This window comes from Pseudomonas lactucae (assembly GCF_036688725.1).
In the GTDB taxonomy this organism is placed as follows: Bacteria; Pseudomonadota; Gammaproteobacteria; order Pseudomonadales; family Pseudomonadaceae; genus Aquipseudomonas; species Aquipseudomonas lactucae.
The window spans coordinates 17,145-36,617 of sequence record NZ_JAQQPT010000006.1 but is presented as its reverse complement, the minus strand read 5'-3'; the positions used below and the strand labels follow the sequence as shown (position 1 = coordinate 36,617).

Genomic DNA, 19,473 nt, shown 5'->3' with positions numbered 1-19,473 from the left:
CGACGATTCGACTTGCTCCCTCCCACAATGGAAACTCGGCGCTTCCAGGCCTGTGGCCGCCATAAAATTGACTCTGTTCTGGGGGCCGACACCGTTGGTCCCTACAACCTTGGTTTGTCGTGTTTTTCTTCTATTCTTTACTTCAGGGATATCCACAGGAGTCGCTGGATAGAAACAGCCTCGCCATGGGCCGGGGTTGAACACCGATCTACCGAGGGTCGCCGCCATGTCGCGCAACCTCTGTCTTACCCGCCAGTGCTTAGGCCTTGTCACCCGTATCGAATGTTCCATTCGCCCGCTCGCGGGGGATACCGGAATGTGGACCTTGTTGTTTGCCGCCGGCATGTCCGGTGAACAGCCTTCCACCATCAAGTCCGAAGGTCCGTTTCATGGGCCCTTTGCGGCACAGGCCATTCTGGCATCCATCGTCGACAGCTTGACGATGTACGGCTATGAGCCGGCGTGCGATCCGCCGATCTGGTGCCTGCACATGCAGGCCCATCTACGACGGCTCAATGGCAACGCTGAGCGGCTTGCGCTGTAGGCCTGGTCATTTGCTTTCGGGCTTGTCCAACTTGACCTCGAAGCCATATTGCACGGTGCTCAGGTCGGTGCGCTGGTAGCTTTCCAGTGCCGTCGGCCGGCCGTAGAAATAATGCACGTCAAACATCGCCGTGCCGTATTCCTCTGCGCGGTGGCTGACGCCGAGGATTTCCTTGAGGTACTGGCCGCTGGCGTCCTTGGCGTAGAAGCGCCAGCTGTCGGCGGGGAACGCCTTCTGATCGACGATCAACGCGTTGTCCTTGATCGACAGGCCCTTGGGCAGCTTGGCCGCGTCCATCTCGCCCTTCTCGATGGTTGCCAGGAACAGCGGGATCGAGCCGACCACGAAGGCCGGGTTTTCCGGGAATAGATTGAGATCGTAGGTGAGCGTGCCGCGGGCCGGGTTCAGCTCGTAGGCTTCGGTGGGCAACTCGATGGGTTCACCGCGTTCGCCTTTTTCGTCGGCGGCAAAGAAGGTCACCGGCGATTCGCTGCTGTTGCGCTCGGCGCCCACCAAGTCATCGTTGAACGTGAACGGATGGTCGAACACGATATGCGCGGCGCTGGCATCGTCGATGGACTGGCTGATGGTGACGCTGCTTTTGAGTTGCTCTTCGGTCATTGACGCGTCTTGGAGCCAGCCGGCGGCGCTGTCGTCGTACACGGTCACTGGCATCGGCAGCGGTTGTACGGTCTTTTCCAGGCTGTTTTTGTCGAAGCGCCGCACCGGCAGGTCGAGGTCTTTGCGGGTCACGGTGGCGTTGGAAAAGTCCAGTACGTTGACCTGCAGGTTGTCGATCAGGCCGTTGAAGTAGACCCTGGCGTAATGGGTAGTCTGTGTGTGCTCGAAGGCTTTTTGCTCGTCGGAGAGCTGTTTTTCGAACGCGTCGGACCAGGCCTTCTGTTTTTGCATCTCGGCCAGTTGTTTCTCATAGAACGCCACCTGCGCGGCGCTTTCGTTGATCGAGCCCGAGCGTGTGAGAAATTGCCCGGTGGTGTCCCGTGCCTGAACCAACAGCGGGTTCGGCGATTCGTCGGCCACCTCGGGGGCGAGCGCGGCGCTATTGGTCAGTTCGATCTCGGCGTAGTTCTTTTCAAGCAGCAGCAAATGGACGGTGACATTGCCCTCGGTGCGTGGGTGGCCTACGTCTTTTTTCGACAGGTCGAACGTCAGCACCTTGCTCGGCGCGACCACTTCGACCACACCTTTAAGGTTGACCGGCTGCGGCTGGCTCTTGTTTTCCGTCTCGATGCCGTCGATGAACGGGTAGGTCACCGTCAGGTCATCGGGGTTGGTCAGGTTTGAGCTGCTGGGGCTCAACTGGATGCCGGGGTCGGTTTCCGACCATTCCGGCTGGAAGGGAATGACTTTGTTGTTGCTCAACGTGACTGACTGCCATTCCAGCCCGTGGGGGAAGGGGAACTGGTCCGGCATATTGAAGTTGAACGGGAAGACCGGCTGCAGATCCGTGAGGTAGTCAGAGTGCGAGTTTTTGCGCAGCACGAACAGGCCATTGATGTAGGTATCCACCAGCGCTTGCGGCGTGGGGTAATGCTTGAGCAGGGCCAGTGCATCTTCGCCGTACTCGGGTTCGATGGGCTTGGTGGCGAGCTTGCCCCGTGCGCGCTCCAGCAACAGCAGCGAACCGCCGAGGTCGGCGATGGCGTCGCGCAGCTTGGGGTCCTGAATGCTGTCCAGGGACTGTTCGAATTTGGCGGTTTTCTCTTCAAGGGTCGACTGTTTCTGCTCATCGCTGGGAGAGCAACCGCCACCCATCAACAATGCCGCACACAGGCCGATACCGGCCAAGGGAGAGCGCACATCCATCATCTGAGTTTTTTCCTGTCCGACATCATCGAGCCGAGTTGATGGGCTCGACACTAGCAGAAAAATTCTCTTACAGATGCCGCCCAGGTCAGTTTTCTCGTGGTGACAGGCGTCTTGCAGCGGCTGGTATACTCGCCGCCATTTCTAGCCAAGCTGTGTGAGACCCCATGGAACGCTTTATTGAAAATACGATGTACGCTTCACGCTGGCTGCTGGCGCCCATTTATCTGGGGTTGTCCCTGGGCCTGCTGATCCTGGCGCTGAAATTCTTCCAGGAAATCATCCACGTGCTGCCCAACGTGTTTTCCATGCTGGAGGCGGACGTGATCCTGCTGCTGTTGTCGTTGATCGACATGGCGCTGGTCGGTGGCTTGCTGGTGATGGTGATGATTTCCGGCTACGAGAACTTCGTCTCGCAGCTGGATATTGATGACAACAAAGAGAAACTCAACTGGCTGGGCACCATGGACTCTTCGTCGCTGAAGATGAAAGTGGCGGCCTCCATCGTGGCGATTTCGTCGATCCACTTGCTGCGCATCTTCATGGACGCCAAGAACGTCGATCCGCAGCACCTGATGTGGTACGTGATCATCCACATGACCTTCGTGATCTCGGCGTTCGCCATGGGTTACCTGGACAAGCTCACCAAGCACTGATGCCCTGGGCCGGCCTTACTGCTCGACGAAGTAGTAAGGCTGGCGATTGATGGCCATCTGCTTGATCACCTTGACCTGAGGGTCCAGCCCATTGGTGTGGTCCAGCAACGCAACGTTGCCGGGCTTGGCGGCCAAGTAGTGTTGCAACTCGGCCTCGGTTTGCAGGATCGGCAGATAGGCCTGCAGGTAAAACACGCTGGCCCCGGCGATACGCTCATTGGGCTGAAACAATACGACTTCCTTGCCTTCATCCTTGAGCGCCTGTACCTGGCTGATCACCGGTACGAATGACTGGCGCACATCGGCCTTGGGCGCGAACCAGAACGCCGCGATCAGGTAGCAACCCACCGCCAGTGTGAACACGCCGCCCACCAGCGGCCTGTGGTGTTTGTAGAGTGAGGGTTTGCGAGCTTTCAGCCATTGCAGCAACACCCGCGCATATTCCGCGCCCAGCACCGCGGCGGCGGGGGTGAGTGCCATCAGGTACACCGTGCGTTTGCTCGACGCCAGGGTCAGCAACGTAAATTGCGCCACCAGCCAGACGCTGAAAAACAGGCGATAGCGGTCGCGTACCAGGCTTTTACGGAAATGCCACAGCCCCAGGTACACCAGGATGTTCCACGGCAGGAACGCCTCGGGCAGCTTGGCAATGTAGTAATAAAACGGCTCGTAATGCCCCGCCTCGACGAACGAGCCGCTGAACCGCCCGACGCTGTTGGTCCACAACACTTCGCCGACCGCCTGCATGCCGCCGCGCTGGAACAGAAAGCCCAGCCAGATCAGCAGCGGTACCAATGCCAGCAGCGTGAACACTGCCGGTTTGAGCCAGTCGCCAAGACGCAGGCGCTTGTCCATCAGACTGGTGCTGGCCAGGTACACGAAGATCACGATGCCCGGCAGCGCCAGGCCCAGCACACCCTTGCTCAGGGTGGCGATCACCATGCCGGCGGTAAACAGCGCCCATGCACCGGTATTCGGACCTTCGCGCTCGGGTCTCACGGCCTGATAGAACGCCAACAGGGCCGTGGTCACGCCGAGGCTGAGCAATGAATCTTCACCCACGCCGCGCACGTTGCTCCAGTAACTGGCCATGGTCGCCAGCATCAGGGCCGCGCTGAACGCCAGCGTCTGCGGGCGTCCAAACCGGCGCAGCATCCCGTAGAACAGCAGCACACTGAACAATCCGGCAAACGCCGACGCCAGGCGCACGGCCCAGGTGGTCGCGCCAAACAGACGTATCGCCCCAGCGTCCAGCCACAGGCTCAAGGGCGGCTTTTCCAGGAAGGGCTCGCGGAACAACTGCGGCACCACCCAGTTGTTGTCCAGGTGCATGGCCATGGCGATCCCGGCGACCCGGGCTTCGGTGGAGCCTTGCAGTTCGTGGTTGCCCAGGGCAAAGAAGAACAATAGAGCGGCGAGCAGGAGCAGCAGGGAGACGGGGCGTGTCATGGGGTGTGGCTACCGAGGCAGTGGGCCGCTCGGGGGAGCGGCCGTGGCAGTCGGTTAGTATCTGTGGGTGTTTCTGAACGTTTCGTGAACGAGTGCTGGTTTTTTTGTTATTCAGGTCTTCACGGCGCCTTCAAGCTGGGCAGCGCCGCTTTACCCTGGGCGGTCAATACCGGTTCCAGTTGCTCCCAGGTAAAGGTCAATTCGTTGTCGCACCCGTCGCCGTTGGCGCGTGTCGAGAGCTGCATGCCCTGGGTGTTGAAACTCAGGTCGAACGTGGAATAGCTGGTGACCGCCGGGCATCCCTCATCGGTGCTGGTTTGCTTGGCCAGCCACGTCTTGAATGAGGCCGGCAGCGTCACTTCGCCGGAATAGGCGTCATACCATCGCTGATGCCCGCCCAGCCAGGTCCAGGGATCAACCGACTCGCCCGTCTGCACGTTCCAGGAATGCAGCCCCCAACTGATGCCCCGGGCACCCATGCCTGCGGTCCAGCGGTAGAACTTCACGGTGATCCACTGCGACGACCAATACGTCGGCTCAACCGTGATTTCACTGGTGAGGGCCGAGCCGTTTCGGCCCAGGTACTCGCGACGTTCGCGCAAGTAGTCGACTTGATCGTCGTCATTGATGGCCAGCGCCGCGAGTTGCTGATTGATTTTCTGCACTGGCGCGCTATCTCCCTCAAGCTTGAGCGTGACGCGGGCACCTTGGGTCTTGAGCACATAGCGGTGATCGGCGAAGGATTTTTTCTCCGTCTTGACCGGCAGCGGCGCCGCCTCCAGAGGCGCGTTGTAGGCATCACTGCCGCAGCCGTCGCTTGGCGTGCCGACACGTTGCAAGGTGATCGGCAATGGCTTGCCGCCTTTCGTTTTGCTCCAAACGCCCGCCAGCGTATCGCCGGGGCGATTGTCCAGCGTCCAGAACCCGGTATTGCCTTCTTCGGCCCACGGCGCGTTGTCGCTGGCCTGGGTCAATTGAATCGGCGTGAGGATGCGCTGGTAGTAATAACTGCCATGCTCCCCGTCAGCGCCGTTGAAACAGGCGGTAATGGCGGATTTACCCAGGGTGCCGGTCCAGACGCCGGCCAGGTCGGCAGCGTTGGCGAGCAAGGGCGCGCAGGCGAGCGCGATGACAGCGAAGGGCTTGAACACGGGTATCTGACTTCCGGTTGTCTGATGGGGCGCTCAGGGTAATGGGAAGTCGGGTGGACTCCAAGGGGGGGAGGGGGTTGCGGCGTCTCGCCCCCTGGGGGTTTTAGGGGTGAAGAGCTTGGGTGTCAGTGAATGACTGGGTGTCCAGAATGCGGTTGATCAGCAGCTCGCTCAACACGATCAGTTGCTGAGTCCCCAGTAGTTTGTGACGGTGTGCGCCGTCGAGTTCGAAGGCCAGGTCGGTGGTCATTGCGTTCAGGGAGGCGAGGGTTTCGCTGGTTTGGACCAGCAGGGTTTCGAGCGGGACATCCGGTGCGACGGAGAAGAGGGTGGCTGAAGGCGGATTTGGTGTGATCTTTTTCATGGCTGAAACTCCTTGATTGATGGAGTCGCCAGACATCGCTGCTAAACGAAAAGGGTGGCGACTGTACGCGGGTTAGCAGACCAGGAATCAAGGAACCCAGCGCACCCGAAAGTGCCCCACGCACAGCCGCCATAACGCGAACCAGTCGACGCCATTGGCATCGTTGGAGCGCAGGGTGGCTTTGCAGGCCTTGATATTAACCGAGCTGCTAAACCCGGTCGCTGATTTTGCAGCGACCGGGGAAGGCTATCCGTGTCGGTCAATGCGCGCCAGTTCACCAGTGGCGCGACATCTTGAAGGAAAATTCTGAAGCGCCGTCCCGGCGCCTTCCAATCCCCAGTTAACCCACTCAAACCTGAGAAATAAACAGGCAGAGTCCGGCCGTAAAGCAAATACGAGTCTGCAATGATTTGAATTTCATGATGTTCCCGCCCACGCTCATAAAGCCAAAATAATCGGATGTCGACATTCCAGTGTCTTTGTATTCGCACGACTTATCGGGTCATCGGCTGCTTTGGCATTGGCATGCTGTACAGCGCTGTATATTGCTTAATGCGCTTTGGGTGCATCGTCGTCGAGCCATAAACGCTCGATATTTTTGAAACCATAACGTTGCGGCGGCACCCGCGCAATAATACGATCGGGTTGGTTAGGGGTGCTCAGGTCTATTATTTGGTGGGGGATATAGATATTTAACGCCGGCAGGAAAAACACTTTTATTTTTGGCGTCAATAATGAGTCGGCATGTTGTTCTATCACCACACCGATACCGCCGCTTTGCAATTGCACGATAGAACCGACGGGATAAATACCCACGGATTTTAAAAACGCGCGGAATACGTCATCGTCAAAATGCCCTTCCCATGTCGACATTTGCTGGATAGCGACGGCAGGGTCCCAGGCCTGGTTATACGAACGGTCCGAGGTAATTGCGTCGTAGACATCGCAGACCGCGGCCATCCGCGCAACAAGGCTGATCTGGTCACCGGACAACTGATGGGGATAGCCGGTGCCGTCGATTTTCTCGTGGTGATGCAGGCACACATCCACGACCATCTCGCACATCTGCGCAGTGGCCAATAGTGTTTTTTCACCTTCAAGCGGATGGGTTCGCACCACCTGTAATTCGTCATTGCTCAAGCGACCAGGCTTATTGAGGATGGCGCCGGGAATCGCCATTTTGCCGATATCGTGCAGCAACCCGGCCAGCCCTACATTGTGAATCAGGGCGGTGGACAGGCCCATCTGATTGCCCAGTGCGATCATCAACGCACACACGGCGACCGAATGCATGTAGGTGTAGTCGTCGATACTTTTCAGGCGTGCCAGGCTGATAAAGGCATTGGGATGGCGTGCGATGGAGCTTGAAATATCGTCGACCAGCGCGCCGATATGCTCCAACTCCAGCGCCCGGCCCATGCGGGCATGGCCGAACATTTCGACCACCGCTGACTTGGCGCGGCCACAGATCACCTGCGCGGCAATCAGTTCGTCTTTCATGGATGTTGGCGGCGTCAAGGTGGCCGGTTCTGCCGGGTCAGAGGCGGGTTGAACATCGCACTCCTGGGTGCAGGGGGCCTCCATGCGATCCCGCCAAAATGGCTTTGCCTCGCCGGGTGCTCGATCCTTGAGTTCATTGCCCTTCAAAATGGTATGCCTCTGCTGATGGACTTCTTATTACGCGTCTAGAAGAGGATGCGCGCGCCTCGGATACTGGTGACCCCACAGATGTTGTTATAAGACTTTGGTAGTAAAGGTAGTGTGGGAGCAACGAATAACCACCCGGGCCAGTTGAAGCGGCACTGGTGTCGTAATGACATTAGCATGGGTGTGGTATTTGAAGGGCATTTGAAAAAAAATAACGAGGGGGTTTATCGTTAAAGCAATGGGTGGTTTGTGTTTGTCTATCCAGTTGATGGGGTGGAATTGATAGTTCGCTAACTTGCTAGTTTGGATGTTGAGAATGATTAAGGTTGAAAGGGGGTTGTAATAAGTAAGACGTCCGTGGACGTCTTTAGATGTTAATTTGGCGGGCCTCTGTCTGCTGGCAACCCTTGATCAGATCGCCCGCTCGAGCAACTGCGCCTCGGCGATTTGGCCATCTTGATAACGCAGCAACACCTGGTGTTCACCTTGATTGAATAGCGATTGGTGCAACTGGCGGGTGTCGAATGGACCCTGCGCCAGCGTACCGGCAACGCTGTCCAATTGCGTCGTGAAGTTTTGGCTTAGCGAGGCGTCGAGACTGAAGACGCGTGAGCTGGTCAGTTCCATCTGCGAGCTGTACACACTGCGACTCTGGCTGGCGATAGCGTCGAGCGGCCCCAGACTTTCAAGTACCTTGGCTGCAGCGCTGCAGTGACGTTGCTGCGGATCAGCCATATAGCGCAAGGCGCTGCTCACAACCTGCAACTGAGTAGCTTGCAAGTATCCACTCACCCAACTTTCCATCTTCGTCAGGCTGCCTTTCAGCGCTTGGCGGGCACTGTCTGCCCCGAACAGCTTGTCGGCCTCGATAGCCTGGGCGACGTCCAGCTCTTCTTTCATTTTGCGGTCGAAGAATTGCCTCAGAGCCGTGATCTGGCTGTGCTGGCTTTCGAGGGTCTGCACAGCGTAGTGACTAATGCCGTCTTGCGCGTAGTGGTCGAGCAGGTCCTGGGTATAGTCGACCATTCCGGCGAGCGATTCCCAGCGGGCTTCGTCCAGTTCGTGCAGCACGCTGTCGAGTTGGCGTTTAATGGCGTTCAGCTTTTCGTTGATATCGTGCAAGTGCTTCTGCCCCACGGCTGAGGACACCGCGTTCCACACCGCGCCGCTGAGCAGTACATTCTGCAGGTCTTCAGGCAATGACAGGCTGGCCTGCTCGCTGATCTTGCTACCGGTACGCACGAAAGCTCTGACGCTGCCATCATTGTTGGCGTTTTTGGTCAGTGTCTCGAAGGGCAGGCTACACACTACATAGTTGCCCCTGGACATCTCTCCTAGCGCGGCAAGCCCCGGTACATTGGCCAGCAACGGGCTGAGCGCGTTGATCTGGTCGGTGGGTAGCGCACGATGTACGCCTGCAGGTGGTCGCTGCAGCACGTTGAGTTTCAGCAGTGTTTCGCCTTGGCCGTTCTGCACGACCAGCTCCGAAGCGCCCGGCGTGGAGTCGGGGGCGACAGTGGTCGTAGCAGGTGAGCATGTCACAGGCGCTTCGTGGCGCAGGCGAATCCAGCCCATCTGGGCCACAAATGGCACGGTCACCCGGTAGGCTTCGGCAATGCTGCTATGCAGGCCGAAGCCTAACGTGGCGACGGCGCCTATGGGGTTCAGGCGAAACCCCGTAGTTGCCACAGTGAACAACGCCGCGCTGCTTGCCGCCGACAGACCGACTGCAGTGCCAGAACTGACTGAGAGCGCGTCCTTGAGGTTGAACAGCCCGGCCAGCACCTTGGTACTGGTGGCGCGCTCAAAGCGATCTTCGGGCGCCAACTCACGCCAACCGGCACCGAACAGCGCCAAGGCGATCTGACGTTCCTTGTCGGCGACGGAGCGGCTCGCTGCATCGCTGCCATTGAGCTTCTGAAAAACGTCGTTGACGATTTCGGCATAGGGCACAGCGGACTTTTTCAGGAAGCGGCGCGTCAGGTTCATCGCCGAGTGTCCGCCGAATTGCTGCAGTTCGTGTCCCAGCAGCTCGAGCTGCTGTTGTTCGTAGCCGGCAGGTCGGGAGCTGTGTTTGGCTTGTACCAGCTGCTTCTTGATGTCCGCGTCCAGACCGGCGCGGCCTCTTGAGAAGTCGGTGATGATGTCCACCAACATGTCCACTTCATCGGGCTTGGCGCTGAGCAGGCTGGCGAAGAGTTCGTCGTCGCAATCGATTCCTGTAGTTGCCATCGTGTTCTTGCCTCTCGGTGTCTAAATCAGGTTCAGGGGAGTCGCCGGCCAATATGGAGCGTGGGCTGGATTGCGCTAATTTGCCGTCGGCGGCTGCGTGGCCACTACCAGTTGAACCTCCACTCGACGGTTGAGGGCACTGGCGGGGTCTATGCCCGGTTTGGGGCGTGAGTCACCGTAGCCTGCAACCACCACGCGCCGTGCCTGCTGTGGCTCAATCGCCTGAATCAGCAGCTTGCGAGCCTCGCGTGCCCGTGCGGCAGACAGGGTGTAGTTGTCGTCATACACCGTGCAAAAACGCTCATAGTCGGTGACCGGGCGGGAAACCGGCAGGTTGTCGGTATGCCCCTCTACCAGCACTTGTCCCTGGCCGTAATCCTTGATGAAGGTGGCCACCCGTGCGCTGAGCAGGGTCAGTGCGCCCTGGGCGGCAGGGGTAATGCAGGCGCTCCCTCGAGCGAAGGCATTGTCGGGGAGGGTCAGACGGCGGTTCTGAATGTCGATGTCCACCAGATCCGTTTCGCCGGTGCGCTGCAGGTCCGACTGCATAGCGGCCAGCAGTTTGCTCAGGCTTGCCCGCTGGGCTGCGTCGCCTTTGCTGCGCTCTTCTTGACGAGCGGCCTCCATCTGCTGCTTCTCAACTGCCATCGCAGCCTCGGCCGCTTTGTTTTGCAGCACCGACACCACAAGCATCAGCATCACTACGGCCATTACCCCAGCCATAAGGTCGGAGATCGAGACCCATTCATTGGGTTTTTCTTTCATGGCCGCCTCACGCTGTCAGAGGCTCGTCGGAAGGCTTGCGAGCCAGCGGCTGCTGGGCTTGATCGGCCATCTGCTGGAGCAGGGCAACCGTAGAGCCCGCCGCTTGCTGCAGGGGTTGCAGGTGGTTGGAGAACTGCTGCCCGACCTTTTCCGCCAGCGCTTGGGGCAGGTTGGCGGCCTGCTGCGTGCCTTGCTGCGTGCTGGTTGTCAGCGTCTTGAGTTGGGAGGACAGCTGCGCCAGGTTTTTCACCGCTTCGCTGAGCAGTTGGCCGCGCTGGTGCGGGTCGCTGCGCAGCTCACCTGCCAGTTTTTCGAGCACTAGCAGGGTTTGCGTGCCTTGGGCGAGCAGTTCCTGGAAATGCCCATGCAACTTGTCAAAGCTATCAGGCAGCTCTTTCAACTGTTCGAGCTTCTTGCCCGTGGCTCGCATGTTCCTATTACTCTCAGAGATATCAGTCAGCCCTTGAGTGATCTGTTCTCCCAGCGTCCTCATGTTTTTTTCCATCTGACTGATGGCGCCGTTGAGCTCGTCGTTGGTCGTCGTGAACATCGCGCTGGCGTTGGTCTGAGCCCTGTTGGCCCCTTCGATGTTGCGGCTCACGCTCGCCATCACCTCATTGACCTCACCAGAGAGCCGGACTACGGCCTCGGAAATATTGTCAGTAGCCGATCGCAGGTTCTCCGACATCGTAGTGGTGTTGTGAGTAAAGTCCTGGCTCATCCGGTTGACGTTATCCATCATCCCGGTCTGCAGCTCGTTCATTACGTCACTCAGGCGTGAGATGTTGGCATCGAGACTGCCCTGCATCGTCTGCAGATGGGCATGGAAGTCATCGTTGAGCTTGTCGATGGCCGCACCGACGCTCTTCTCCATGGTTAATACGCTGCCTTCCAAGGCGCTTGCGGATTGGGCCAGCTGCTTCGCGGCTTTACCCATGGTAGTGCCGGCTTGCTCGAGCGTATTGAGGTTGTTGGTACTGGCGGTGACGAACAACTCCAGGCTCTGCTGGCTGGCTTGTGTATGCGCGCCAACTGCCTGTGTCGCTTCGATACCTTTAGTCGAAAGTGTGGCCAACTCATCAAACCGCTCTTGCAGATGAGTCGCCTGCGCGCGGTCTGCGTCGAGTTGCGCGCCATGCTGCTCAGTCAGGGTCGCCAGCAAGGTTTGGCTGTGGCGCTCACGGCGCTCACTTTCATCTCGCACGTGCTCCCATTGCAGGTTAGCGGTCTGTTGTAGGCGCTCCGTCAACTGGTGGCCGTGTTCGAGTGTCTGCCCCAGCCCGGTGAGCTGCTGGCTCGACTGTTCCAGTTGCGCCTGTAGGCGGCCGAGGCCAGCGTCGAGGCCCAACAGGGTTTCTCCTTGGCCCTCAAGCAGGTCCAGGCGCGGCAGGTGGGCGGCGTAGCGAGCCAGTGCCGCGAGATAACCTTCCGCTCCGCTGAGTTGTTGCAACTGCTGCAGTTGCCCCTCCAGATTGGCGGCGGTGCGCGCGAACTGCTCATCGCAGGTTTGTCCACGTTTCAACTCGATCAGCTTAAGCTGCTTGAGTTCATTGCCCAGCAATTGGCTCTGACCGGCAATGGCCTGTACCAGTTGCTCACCGACGGTTGCCAGGGCCTTCCGGGTGAGTTGGTCACGGAGCTCGGTTGCGTTCTTGTGCTGATCCCGGCGGTTGTCGATGTCGCGCTTCATGCGGTCGACGCACCAGCCGGTCCGGCGGCTTTCAGCGGACCAGCGGGCGGAGTCCCACAGTTTCAGCGCGATAAAAGCGATGATCCCCCAGGTCGAGGTTTTGAACTTGGTACCCAAGTCTTTCATCATGCCCGTGAGCTGGCCCAACGAGTCGCTCATTGCGTTCAGAGAATCGGCGTTTCCCTGAAGGATTCCAGAGGCTTTGTCCAAGGCCATGCCCAGGCCCAGGAAGGTTCCCAGCAAGCCGACGATTAACAGCAGCCCGGGCATATTGGCGACGATGCGTTCGGGTAGAGTGGCCACTGCCTGGTTCAACTCACCAAGTGCCCCGTGCTCGATGTCCAGCGCGCCCTTGTGCGTGCCGCCTTGCCAGTTGCGCTCCCATGCCGGAGCGCGGCCGAACACCTCGGCGGTGATCAGCGAAACCAGCATGCCACCTATGATCACCGTGCAGAATACCAACTCCAACGGGTTCCCCAACGATGGCGATAGGAACTCCAGAACCGTGCCACTCACGCTGCCACCTCAACCTGGGTGAATTGCTCGGCACGCTTGCGGCAGTCGGCTTCGAAGATGTTGGCGAAGCTGATGATCAGCGATTGTTCCTCACGCTTGAGGTTCTCCCACTTCTCGCCGTTTTGGGCGCAGCGAATCAGCAGTTCACCCACCTCAAAACCGTCGTCGATAAGGTATTCACGGTCCTGGTCGATCAGGCACTGCTCGTCATTTTCCAGTAATTGCAGGAAGCCCTCGGCTGCATAGACATAGTTGCGCTTGGCGAGGACATCGCTGGCAAGTTTGTCCAAACGGGCCTCGTCTGTAGGCAACAGTTTTTCGAGGTCGGTGAGCACCTTGGCCTCCTCGACCGGCAGTGGTTCCAGCTTCGCTAAATTGTTCAGGCGCTTGACGATCACCTGGTCGCGGGACACGCGCTTGCCCAACTCCTCCCAGGTGTCTTGATGCTGCTTTAGATCCAAGCCCCACACGTTGATCATCTCTTCGAACACGAACGGGATCACCGGCTTGCCGAATCGAGCGGTGGTCAAGCCGTCGAGGCGCTCCATGGCATCGTCATCGAGTTCGGCGTGGCCTTCTATCAACTGGCTGGCGATCTGAATGATGAACAGCGGCTCATCCAGCACATTGTGAATTTCTTTGACGTGCTCCATCTGCTCTTCGTACAGGGGCAGCAGTTTCTGCACGGCTCGAATGCGCAGGTAGTGCTCGAAGTTGACGAACGCTTCATCCTCGACCAGTCGGCTGATCCGAGCACGAACCAGCTCGTAGCGGTTGCTCATGGCCAGGCCTTCGAGCGCTTGGCGTCCCGTCTCATCCACGTGCTCCATCGCGGCTTCGAGGTCGGCGGCACGCTGTTCGGCTTCTTTGACTTCCTGATCGTTAAGCAGATGGCGCTTGATGTCGCGGGCGCGGGCGATAACCCATTTGATCGCCGCATCGACCTTGGCTACAAGCGGATGGTTATCCAGATGCTCCAAGACAGCCAGTGCCTTGTCGAGCGCCATGCTGATGCCCTGAACCCAAGGGATTGGCACATTCGCCGCGATGGTCCTCAGTACCATACGGGCTTTGGAGATATAGGGCTTGGCGGCCTTGTATAGACGCTTGACTTCACCAACGAAGGTTTCGGCCTTGTCAGCCAGCCAGTTGACCGCCTCTACGACCTTCTCCTTGACCACCTGAACCGCTTTGCTGACAAAACCTTTGATCTTGCTCAACCAGCCCATTACCCGTCACTCCTTGAGTTCACGCCCAACAATTTGCGTGCGATATCGGTACGCCCGGTCTGTTCGCCAGGTGTAGAAACTTGTATGTCATTGCGTGCCAGGAGCAATTGCTCGATGGCGCCGAGCACATGCTCAGGCGTCAGCCGTCCACCGCCGCCTTCCAGCAAGGGTTTGGGTAACGCCAGACGCAGGCAGGTGCGGATTTCCCGGCCAGAGAGACCGGCAGAGGGCTGTACTAGCGCCTCAATCAGATCTTCGCGCACCAGGCTCAGAGGGATACCTTGGACCAGCAGCTTGGCCCAGATCGCTCGACGTTCATCATCACCTGGAAGCTCGAAATGAATATGCTGAGATATGCGGCTGACGAACGCCGAGTCGTAATTGCGAGCGAAGTTGCTGGCGAAAATCACGATCCCGGGGTGTTTCTCCAACTCGATCAGCAGGGTCGAGCGCATCGCGTTGACTTCATTGTCGATGCCCTGGGTCACTGAGGATAGGCGGCGACCGAGCAGCGTATCGGCTTCATCGAGAAACAGCACCGCGTCCTCGTTGCGCGCTGCGGCAAACAGGCTGACGATGTTCTTCGAGGTGTCCCCCATGAACTTGCTTTCCAGGTCAGCGATGCTGGCATTGATCAGCCGCTTGCCGATACTGCCGGCGAACGCTTCGGCGGTGAGGGTCTTGCCGGTCCCTGGGGCGCCATGAAAATTGAGCAGCGTGCCTCTACCGTTTGGGTCGACCTGCGCGAAACCCCAGGTCTCATAGATGACGTCGTGATAGCGAATCTTGACTAAAGCCTCATCCAGTTGCTGACGATTACTGGCCGAGAGCACCACGTCCCGCTCAAGGGTGAAGCGCGGTTCGCTGCTGCGTTGCGGTGCACACGCGTCAGCTAGGGCGTCGGGAGCGACGAGTTCAGGACGAAGGTTTTTGTACAGGTATTCTCTGGAAGACATGCTCAGCTCTGCCTCAGGTTATGGGGCAGGCAGATGACCAGGCCTGAGGGCGAATGGCTGAGCAGAGCAAATGTGCGGCGCAGGGGAATGTTCACACGAGAATTCCATTTGTCGAGGTGATGGGTGCGAAATGAATTGTGGCCATTTGCCTGTATCGACCCGCTGCGACGGTACTTGAGGTGGATGTAAAAGAAAAGCGCGTCGGATTCTGAACAAAGCAGGGTTGTTGACTATCCCGAGCAAGGGCATGGTGCAAATCAACGACCGTGGTCGGCAAGCGCTGGCCAACGGCCCTGCGCGCATCACCGTGACTTGGCTGAAGCAGTTTCCTGAGTTCGCCGATTTCCATACCGCCAAACCCCAGACCACCGAGGTGCTGAGCGTGATGGGGGGTGTGGCTGTGGAGCGCGCCCAGACGACCCCGGATGAGCAACTGGCTGATGCTCACCAGGCACTTATTCAGTCGCTCGCCGAAGACCTTCTGGCACAGGTGAGGGCTGCCAGTCCGATTTTCTTTGAGCAGTTGGTGGTCGATTTGATGTTGGCCATGGGCTATGGCGGCTCGCGTAAGGAAGCCGGCAAGGCAACCCAGGCTACTAATGATGATGGCATCGACGGGATTATCCATGAGGATAAGCTCGCGCTGGACGTGATCTACCTGCAGGCCAAGCGCTGGAGCAATACAGTGCATCGTCCCGAGATTGATAAGTTTATCGGTGCGCTGACTCGGCAGCGGGCGCGTAAGGGGGTGTTTATCACCACCTCGGATTTTTCCGTGGGGGCCCGGGAGGCGACGCGTGGGCTGGATATCAAAGTAGTGCTGATCGATGGGGTTGAGATGGCTCGGTTGATGGTTGAGAACAATTTGGGGGTTGGTGTTAAGCAGGTTTATGAGGTGAAGCAGCTGGATAGTGACTGCTTTTCTGGGGAGTGAAGGGCCGGGGTAATCTGAATCCGAAACATAACCTATTGTTTTTTATATATTTAATTATTTTTATTTTTTGACTGGAATACTCTTTGGAATACCAAGTCCATTTGCAAGGCTCTGAGGTGTGATCGGCCAGGATTCCACTTGGTCTGAGGGGGCCAACCAAGGCAGGTAGCGCTTTAAGCTTCAGTGGTGCGCCTTTACTCCATCTCGCTCTCGCCATTTAAACCTTATGTTCGCTCGGCTCGTGGCCGGCTTTTATCAGTTCTATGCCATATTTTGCTGGTCATTAGCGGGGGACATAACTGTCCCCCCATCTGTTTCCATTCGGATTCCGCGACACATTCGAACTTGCTAATGATCCCCCTTTTGGGCGGGGTTATTTCAGTCCTAAGTCAATTGGCATGTGCTCTCAGACATCGAGGAAGTGCTTACTTAAGACGCAGTAGAAAACATACGGGCAGGGAGTAGTTTGTCCAGCCATGGCTTAACATATTCGGGCCTCTCAATCCCCTTCAATATTCCGAACCGTGGTGCAACGTGGATCATCTCAAAGCTTCCGCCGCCGCTCCAAGAGGTCGTGTCAGTTACCCCTCCTGGATCTGTCCCATCAACTACGTGCGTCAGTCGAGGAACCATGAAGTCTAAGACCGTTTGAGCATTGCGCTCCGCGACTACCCATCGGCGCCCCATTTTGTGAGCAACAGCTGCCGTCGTCCCGCTGCCTCCAAAAATATCCACCACCAACTCCCCTGGGTTAGAGGCAATGTGGATGATGCGTTCGAGGAGCAGTTCAGGCTTGGGCGTATCGAACACCTCTTCGTGGAACTGCTCGCCGGTGTCGCCTAGCTAAGCGCACCACCCATCTTGAAGTCGGTGGGGTTTATGGAGCGCTTAGTGCGCCAGCCAAGCTGGCAGTTGATAAAGGGTGAAAGTCCCTACGAGAGAAGTTATGGCGAAACACCTCGACCCCGAGTCATGCGTTGTGCACCGTGAGGTGTACGGCGAAGCGTTGGCAGGGGAAACCAGCAGGCCAGCCATTGAGCCGCGAAATCATGAGTCCAGGGCGCCGACGCTGTTATGCGAAGCGGAAGGCCACAGTGTGCATGACGATAATCGCAAGCCATGTTTCACGCCCTGCGCGGTCGTAGACCCTGAGCATGCTGGGAAGTCAACTGTACGGAAGCTGGGAGATCTCGTCCGTGTCTGGTCGTGACAAGCCAGACGGGGCAGGAAAGGTCACAAGCCAAAAGCCTGCTGTCTACGCGGATGAGAAGTCGGATAACTCCGTAGTACCTGAGAAGTTGCCGAACAACGGGCTTGCCTCGGCGGAGGTGATGGAGGAAAGGGAGTTAGCCAAGGGGAACAGTGAACAGCCTTCCGCATCCCGGACGCAGAGCCGGACAAGTGCGTTGTCAGGGTTGCTCGCTGTACGTCAAGCAGCTCGGCGAGATCGCCGGGTAAAGTTCACGAGCTTGCTGCACCACGTGACGGTCGAGCTATTGCACGAGAGTTTCTACAATCTCAAGCGAGACGCGGCCAGTGGTGTGGATGGTCTATCGTGGCGAGAGTACGAGCAAGGTCTGCTCACAAGGCTGACAGCCTTACACGACAAAGTGCATAGTGGCCGCTATCGCGCCCAGCCTGTCCGGCGGGTGTTTATCCCAAAGGCAGATGGTAGCGAGCGCCCGCTGGGCGTAACCGCACTGGAAGACAAGATCGTCCAGACCGCAGTCGTGCAAGTGCTCAACGCAATTTATGAGCAGAACTTTCTCGGACTCTCGTATGGTTTTCGCCCAGGTCGAGGGCAACACGATGCATTGGATGCGTTATCGGTAGGAATACAGAATTCGCGTGTTCGTTGGATATTGGACGTGGATATTCGAGCGTTCTTTGACACCATCGATCACGAATGGATGATGTGCTTTCTGCAACACCGAATTGCGGATAGGCGAATGTTAGCGCTGATAGTTCGATGGCTGCGCACAGGTGTTCTCGAAAATGGAAAGCGCATTCCTGCGAAGCAGGGTACGCCGCAAGGCGCGCCCATTTCACCGTTGCTTGCCAACATCTACCTGCACTACGTGATGGACTTGTGGATCAGGCAATGGCGCGAGCGTACTGCACGAGGTCAGATGATTGCTGTGCGATACGCAGACGACAGTGTGCTTGGATTTGAAAAGCATGAAGATGCATGGAGTTTTCGCCAGGCGTTGGAGGCTCGACTAGCCCAGTTCAACCTGACACTGCGTCCAGAGAAAACACGTTTGCTACGGTTTGGCTGGTTCGCGATCGAAGATCACAAGAAGCGCAGGGAAGGAAAACCGGAAACTTTCGATTTTCTCGGGTTCACGCATATCTGTGACAAAACCAAGAACGGGATGTTTGTGGTTAGACGCGTGACCATCGCCAAGCGCATGAGAACGACAATCAGGGAGATACGGGCGCAGTTACACAAGCGCAGGCATGAGCCCGTCCCGGTAATCGGACAATGGTTGAGCCGTCTGTTTAAAGGTTACTGCAACTACTATCACGTACCCGGTAACACACGGCGACTGGATGCCTTTCGCCGTGAAGTGATCGGTGCGTGGAGGCATGCTCTTAAACGGCGAAGTCAGCGCCACCGTCTGAACTGGGAGCGCATGGCTACATTGGCCCGGCTATTCATACCCTATCCAAGAGAGCTACCAATGCATCCGCATCCCATAACCCGCTTCGGCGTCAAAACCCAAGGCAGGAGCCGTATGCGGTAATTCCGCACGTACGGATCTGTGCGGGGGGTGGCAGGTGACTGCCATTCCTACCGCGACCCCAATATCTACCTGCACTACGTGATGGATTTATGGGTCAGGCAATGGCGTAAGCGTACAGCAAAGGGCGAGATGATCGCCGTGCGGTACGCAGACGACAGCGTGCTAGGGTTCGAAAAACATGAAGATGCATGGAGTTTTCGCCATGCGATGAAAGTTCGACTCGCCCAGTTCAACCTGACCTTGCATCCAGAGAAAACACGCTTGCTGCGGTTTGGCTGGTTCGCGGTCGAAGATCGTAAGAAGCGCGGAGAAGGTAAGCCCGAAACGTTCGATTTTCTCGGGTTCACCCATTTCTGTGATCAAACCAAGAGCGGTATGTTCGTGGTTGGGCGTGTAACCATCGGCAAGTGTATGAGGGCAACACTCAAGGAAATCCGAGTGCAGCTTTACAGGCGCAGGCACGAGCCAGTCCCAGTGATTGGCCAGTGGTTGAATCGGTTGTTCAGAGGGTACTGCAATTACTATCACGTTCCCGGTAATACGCGGCGACTGGATGCTTTTCGCTGTGAAATTATCGGGGCGTGGAGGCATGCTCTTAAACGACGTAGTCAGCGGCACCGGTTAAATTGGGAGCGCATGATTGCGCTGGCCCGTTTGTTCATACCCTATCCACGGGAACTACCAATGCATCCTTATCCCATAACGCGCTTCGGCGTCAAAACCCAAGGCAGGAGCCGTATGCGGTAATTCTGCATGTACGGATCTG

General features: G+C 57.7%; 16 protein-coding genes. 5 read left to right on the top strand and 11 right to left on the bottom strand.

Translation table 11 applies throughout. The features are described from left to right. Positions 1-226 precede the first annotated feature (226 nt). Positions 227-544, top strand: a complete 318-nt coding sequence (locus V6M90_RS08045) for a PA4575 family protein (RefSeq protein WP_003176190.1) — start codon at positions 227-229, stop codon at positions 542-544. A gap of 6 nt (positions 545-550) precedes the next feature. On the opposite strand, the gene V6M90_RS08040 is transcribed toward V6M90_RS08045, so the two are convergent. After that, positions 551-2,374, bottom strand: coding sequence for a hypothetical protein (locus V6M90_RS08040; protein WP_332846300.1), 1,824 nt, complete (start codon positions 2,372-2,374; stop codon positions 551-553). A 164-nt stretch (positions 2,375-2,538) separates the two neighbouring features. On the opposite strand from V6M90_RS08040, the gene V6M90_RS08035 reads away from it, so the two are divergent. Continuing rightward, complete coding sequence (locus V6M90_RS08035; RefSeq protein ID WP_003176188.1) at positions 2,539-3,027, top strand: TIGR00645 family protein; 489 nt, start codon at positions 2,539-2,541, stop codon at positions 3,025-3,027. Positions 3,028-3,042: 15 nt separating this feature from the next. Here V6M90_RS08035 and V6M90_RS08030 read toward each other — a convergent pair whose 3' ends face one another. From V6M90_RS08030 to V6M90_RS07990, 9 genes are all read right to left on the bottom strand, one after another. After that, positions 3,043-4,476: an ArnT family glycosyltransferase gene (locus V6M90_RS08030; RefSeq protein ID WP_141063474.1), complete on the bottom strand. Its 1,434-nt coding sequence runs from the start codon at positions 4,474-4,476 to the stop codon at positions 3,043-3,045. A 119-nt stretch (positions 4,477-4,595) separates the two neighbouring features. Continuing rightward, complete coding sequence (locus V6M90_RS08025; RefSeq protein WP_305427853.1) at positions 4,596-5,627, bottom strand: hypothetical protein; 1,032 nt, start codon at positions 5,625-5,627, stop codon at positions 4,596-4,598. A 103-nt stretch (positions 5,628-5,730) separates the two neighbouring features. Then, on the bottom strand, positions 5,731-5,991 hold the full coding sequence (locus tag V6M90_RS08020) for a DUF6124 family protein (protein ID WP_003176185.1): 261 nt from the start codon (positions 5,989-5,991) through the stop codon (positions 5,731-5,733). A 549-nt stretch (positions 5,992-6,540) separates the two neighbouring features. Continuing rightward, complete coding sequence (locus V6M90_RS08015) at positions 6,541-7,638, bottom strand: HD-GYP domain-containing protein (RefSeq protein ID WP_332846299.1); 1,098 nt, start codon at positions 7,636-7,638, stop codon at positions 6,541-6,543. Positions 7,639-8,049: 411 nt separating this feature from the next. Further along, entirely contained in the window at positions 8,050-9,870 is a 1,821-nt protein-coding gene (locus tag V6M90_RS08010) for a hypothetical protein (RefSeq protein WP_332846298.1), read from the bottom strand. A gap of 75 nt (positions 9,871-9,945) precedes the next feature. Further along, entirely contained in the window at positions 9,946-10,635 is a 690-nt protein-coding gene (locus tag V6M90_RS08005) for an OmpA/MotB family protein (RefSeq protein WP_003176180.1), read from the bottom strand. A 7-nt stretch (positions 10,636-10,642) separates the two neighbouring features. Further along, entirely contained in the window at positions 10,643-12,841 is a 2,199-nt protein-coding gene (locus tag V6M90_RS08000) for a coiled-coil domain-containing protein (protein ID WP_332846297.1), read from the bottom strand. Then, positions 12,838-14,070, bottom strand: a complete 1,233-nt coding sequence (locus V6M90_RS07995; RefSeq protein WP_003176178.1) for a hypothetical protein — start codon at positions 14,068-14,070, stop codon at positions 12,838-12,840. The genes V6M90_RS08000 and V6M90_RS07995 overlap by 4 nt, the downstream gene beginning before the upstream one ends. Next, a complete protein-coding gene (locus tag V6M90_RS07990) occupies positions 14,070-15,026 on the bottom strand; it encodes an ATP-binding protein (protein ID WP_003176177.1) in 957 nt (318 codons plus the stop codon). The genes V6M90_RS07995 and V6M90_RS07990 overlap by 1 nt, the downstream gene beginning before the upstream one ends. 247 nt (positions 15,027-15,273) lie before the next feature. On the opposite strand from V6M90_RS07990, the gene V6M90_RS07985 reads away from it, so the two are divergent. Further along, positions 15,274-15,960 carry a restriction endonuclease gene (locus V6M90_RS07985; RefSeq protein ID WP_332846296.1) on the top strand — a complete coding sequence of 229 codons (687 nt, stop codon included), beginning with the start codon at positions 15,274-15,276 and terminating at the stop codon, positions 15,958-15,960. A gap of 429 nt (positions 15,961-16,389) precedes the next feature. Here V6M90_RS07985 and V6M90_RS07980 read toward each other — a convergent pair whose 3' ends face one another. Beyond that, complete coding sequence (locus tag V6M90_RS07980; protein ID WP_332846295.1) at positions 16,390-16,770, bottom strand: DNA methyltransferase; 381 nt, start codon at positions 16,768-16,770, stop codon at positions 16,390-16,392. Between the two features lie 386 nt (positions 16,771-17,156). On the opposite strand from V6M90_RS07980, the gene ltrA reads away from it, so the two are divergent. Then, positions 17,157-18,707, top strand: coding sequence for a group II intron reverse transcriptase/maturase (ltrA, locus tag V6M90_RS07975; protein ID WP_408637286.1), 1,551 nt, complete (start codon positions 17,157-17,159; stop codon positions 18,705-18,707). Between the two features lie 81 nt (positions 18,708-18,788). Then, positions 18,789-19,454, top strand: a complete 666-nt coding sequence (locus tag V6M90_RS07970) for a reverse transcriptase domain-containing protein (RefSeq protein ID WP_332846352.1) — start codon at positions 18,789-18,791, stop codon at positions 19,452-19,454. The last annotated feature ends 19 nt before the right edge of the window (positions 19,455-19,473 follow it).

Coding starts and splice junctions, on each gene's coding strand:
- V6M90_RS08005 (WP_003176180.1), bottom strand. CDS start 10,635: ATGAAAGAAAAACCCAATGAATGGGTCTCGATCTCCGACCTTATGGCT.
- V6M90_RS08045 (WP_003176190.1), top strand. CDS start 227: ATGTCGCGCAACCTCTGTCTTACCCGCCAGTGCTTAGGCCTTGTCACC.
- V6M90_RS07990 (WP_003176177.1), bottom strand. CDS start 15,026: ATGTCTTCCAGAGAATACCTGTACAAAAACCTTCGTCCTGAACTCGTC.
- V6M90_RS07970 (WP_332846352.1), top strand. CDS start 18,789: ATGGATTTATGGGTCAGGCAATGGCGTAAGCGTACAGCAAAGGGCGAG.
- V6M90_RS07995 (WP_003176178.1), bottom strand. CDS start 14,070: ATGGGCTGGTTGAGCAAGATCAAAGGTTTTGTCAGCAAAGCGGTTCAG.
- V6M90_RS08020 (WP_003176185.1), bottom strand. CDS start 5,991: ATGAAAAAGATCACACCAAATCCGCCTTCAGCCACCCTCTTCTCCGTC.
- V6M90_RS08030 (WP_141063474.1), bottom strand. CDS start 4,476: ATGACACGCCCCGTCTCCCTGCTGCTCCTGCTCGCCGCTCTATTGTTC.
- V6M90_RS08035 (WP_003176188.1), top strand. CDS start 2,539: ATGGAACGCTTTATTGAAAATACGATGTACGCTTCACGCTGGCTGCTG.
- V6M90_RS07985 (WP_332846296.1), top strand. CDS start 15,274: ATGGTGCAAATCAACGACCGTGGTCGGCAAGCGCTGGCCAACGGCCCT.
- V6M90_RS08040 (WP_332846300.1), bottom strand. CDS start 2,374: ATGATGGATGTGCGCTCTCCCTTGGCCGGTATCGGCCTGTGTGCGGCA.
- V6M90_RS08010 (WP_332846298.1), bottom strand. CDS start 9,870: ATGGCAACTACAGGAATCGATTGCGACGACGAACTCTTCGCCAGCCTG.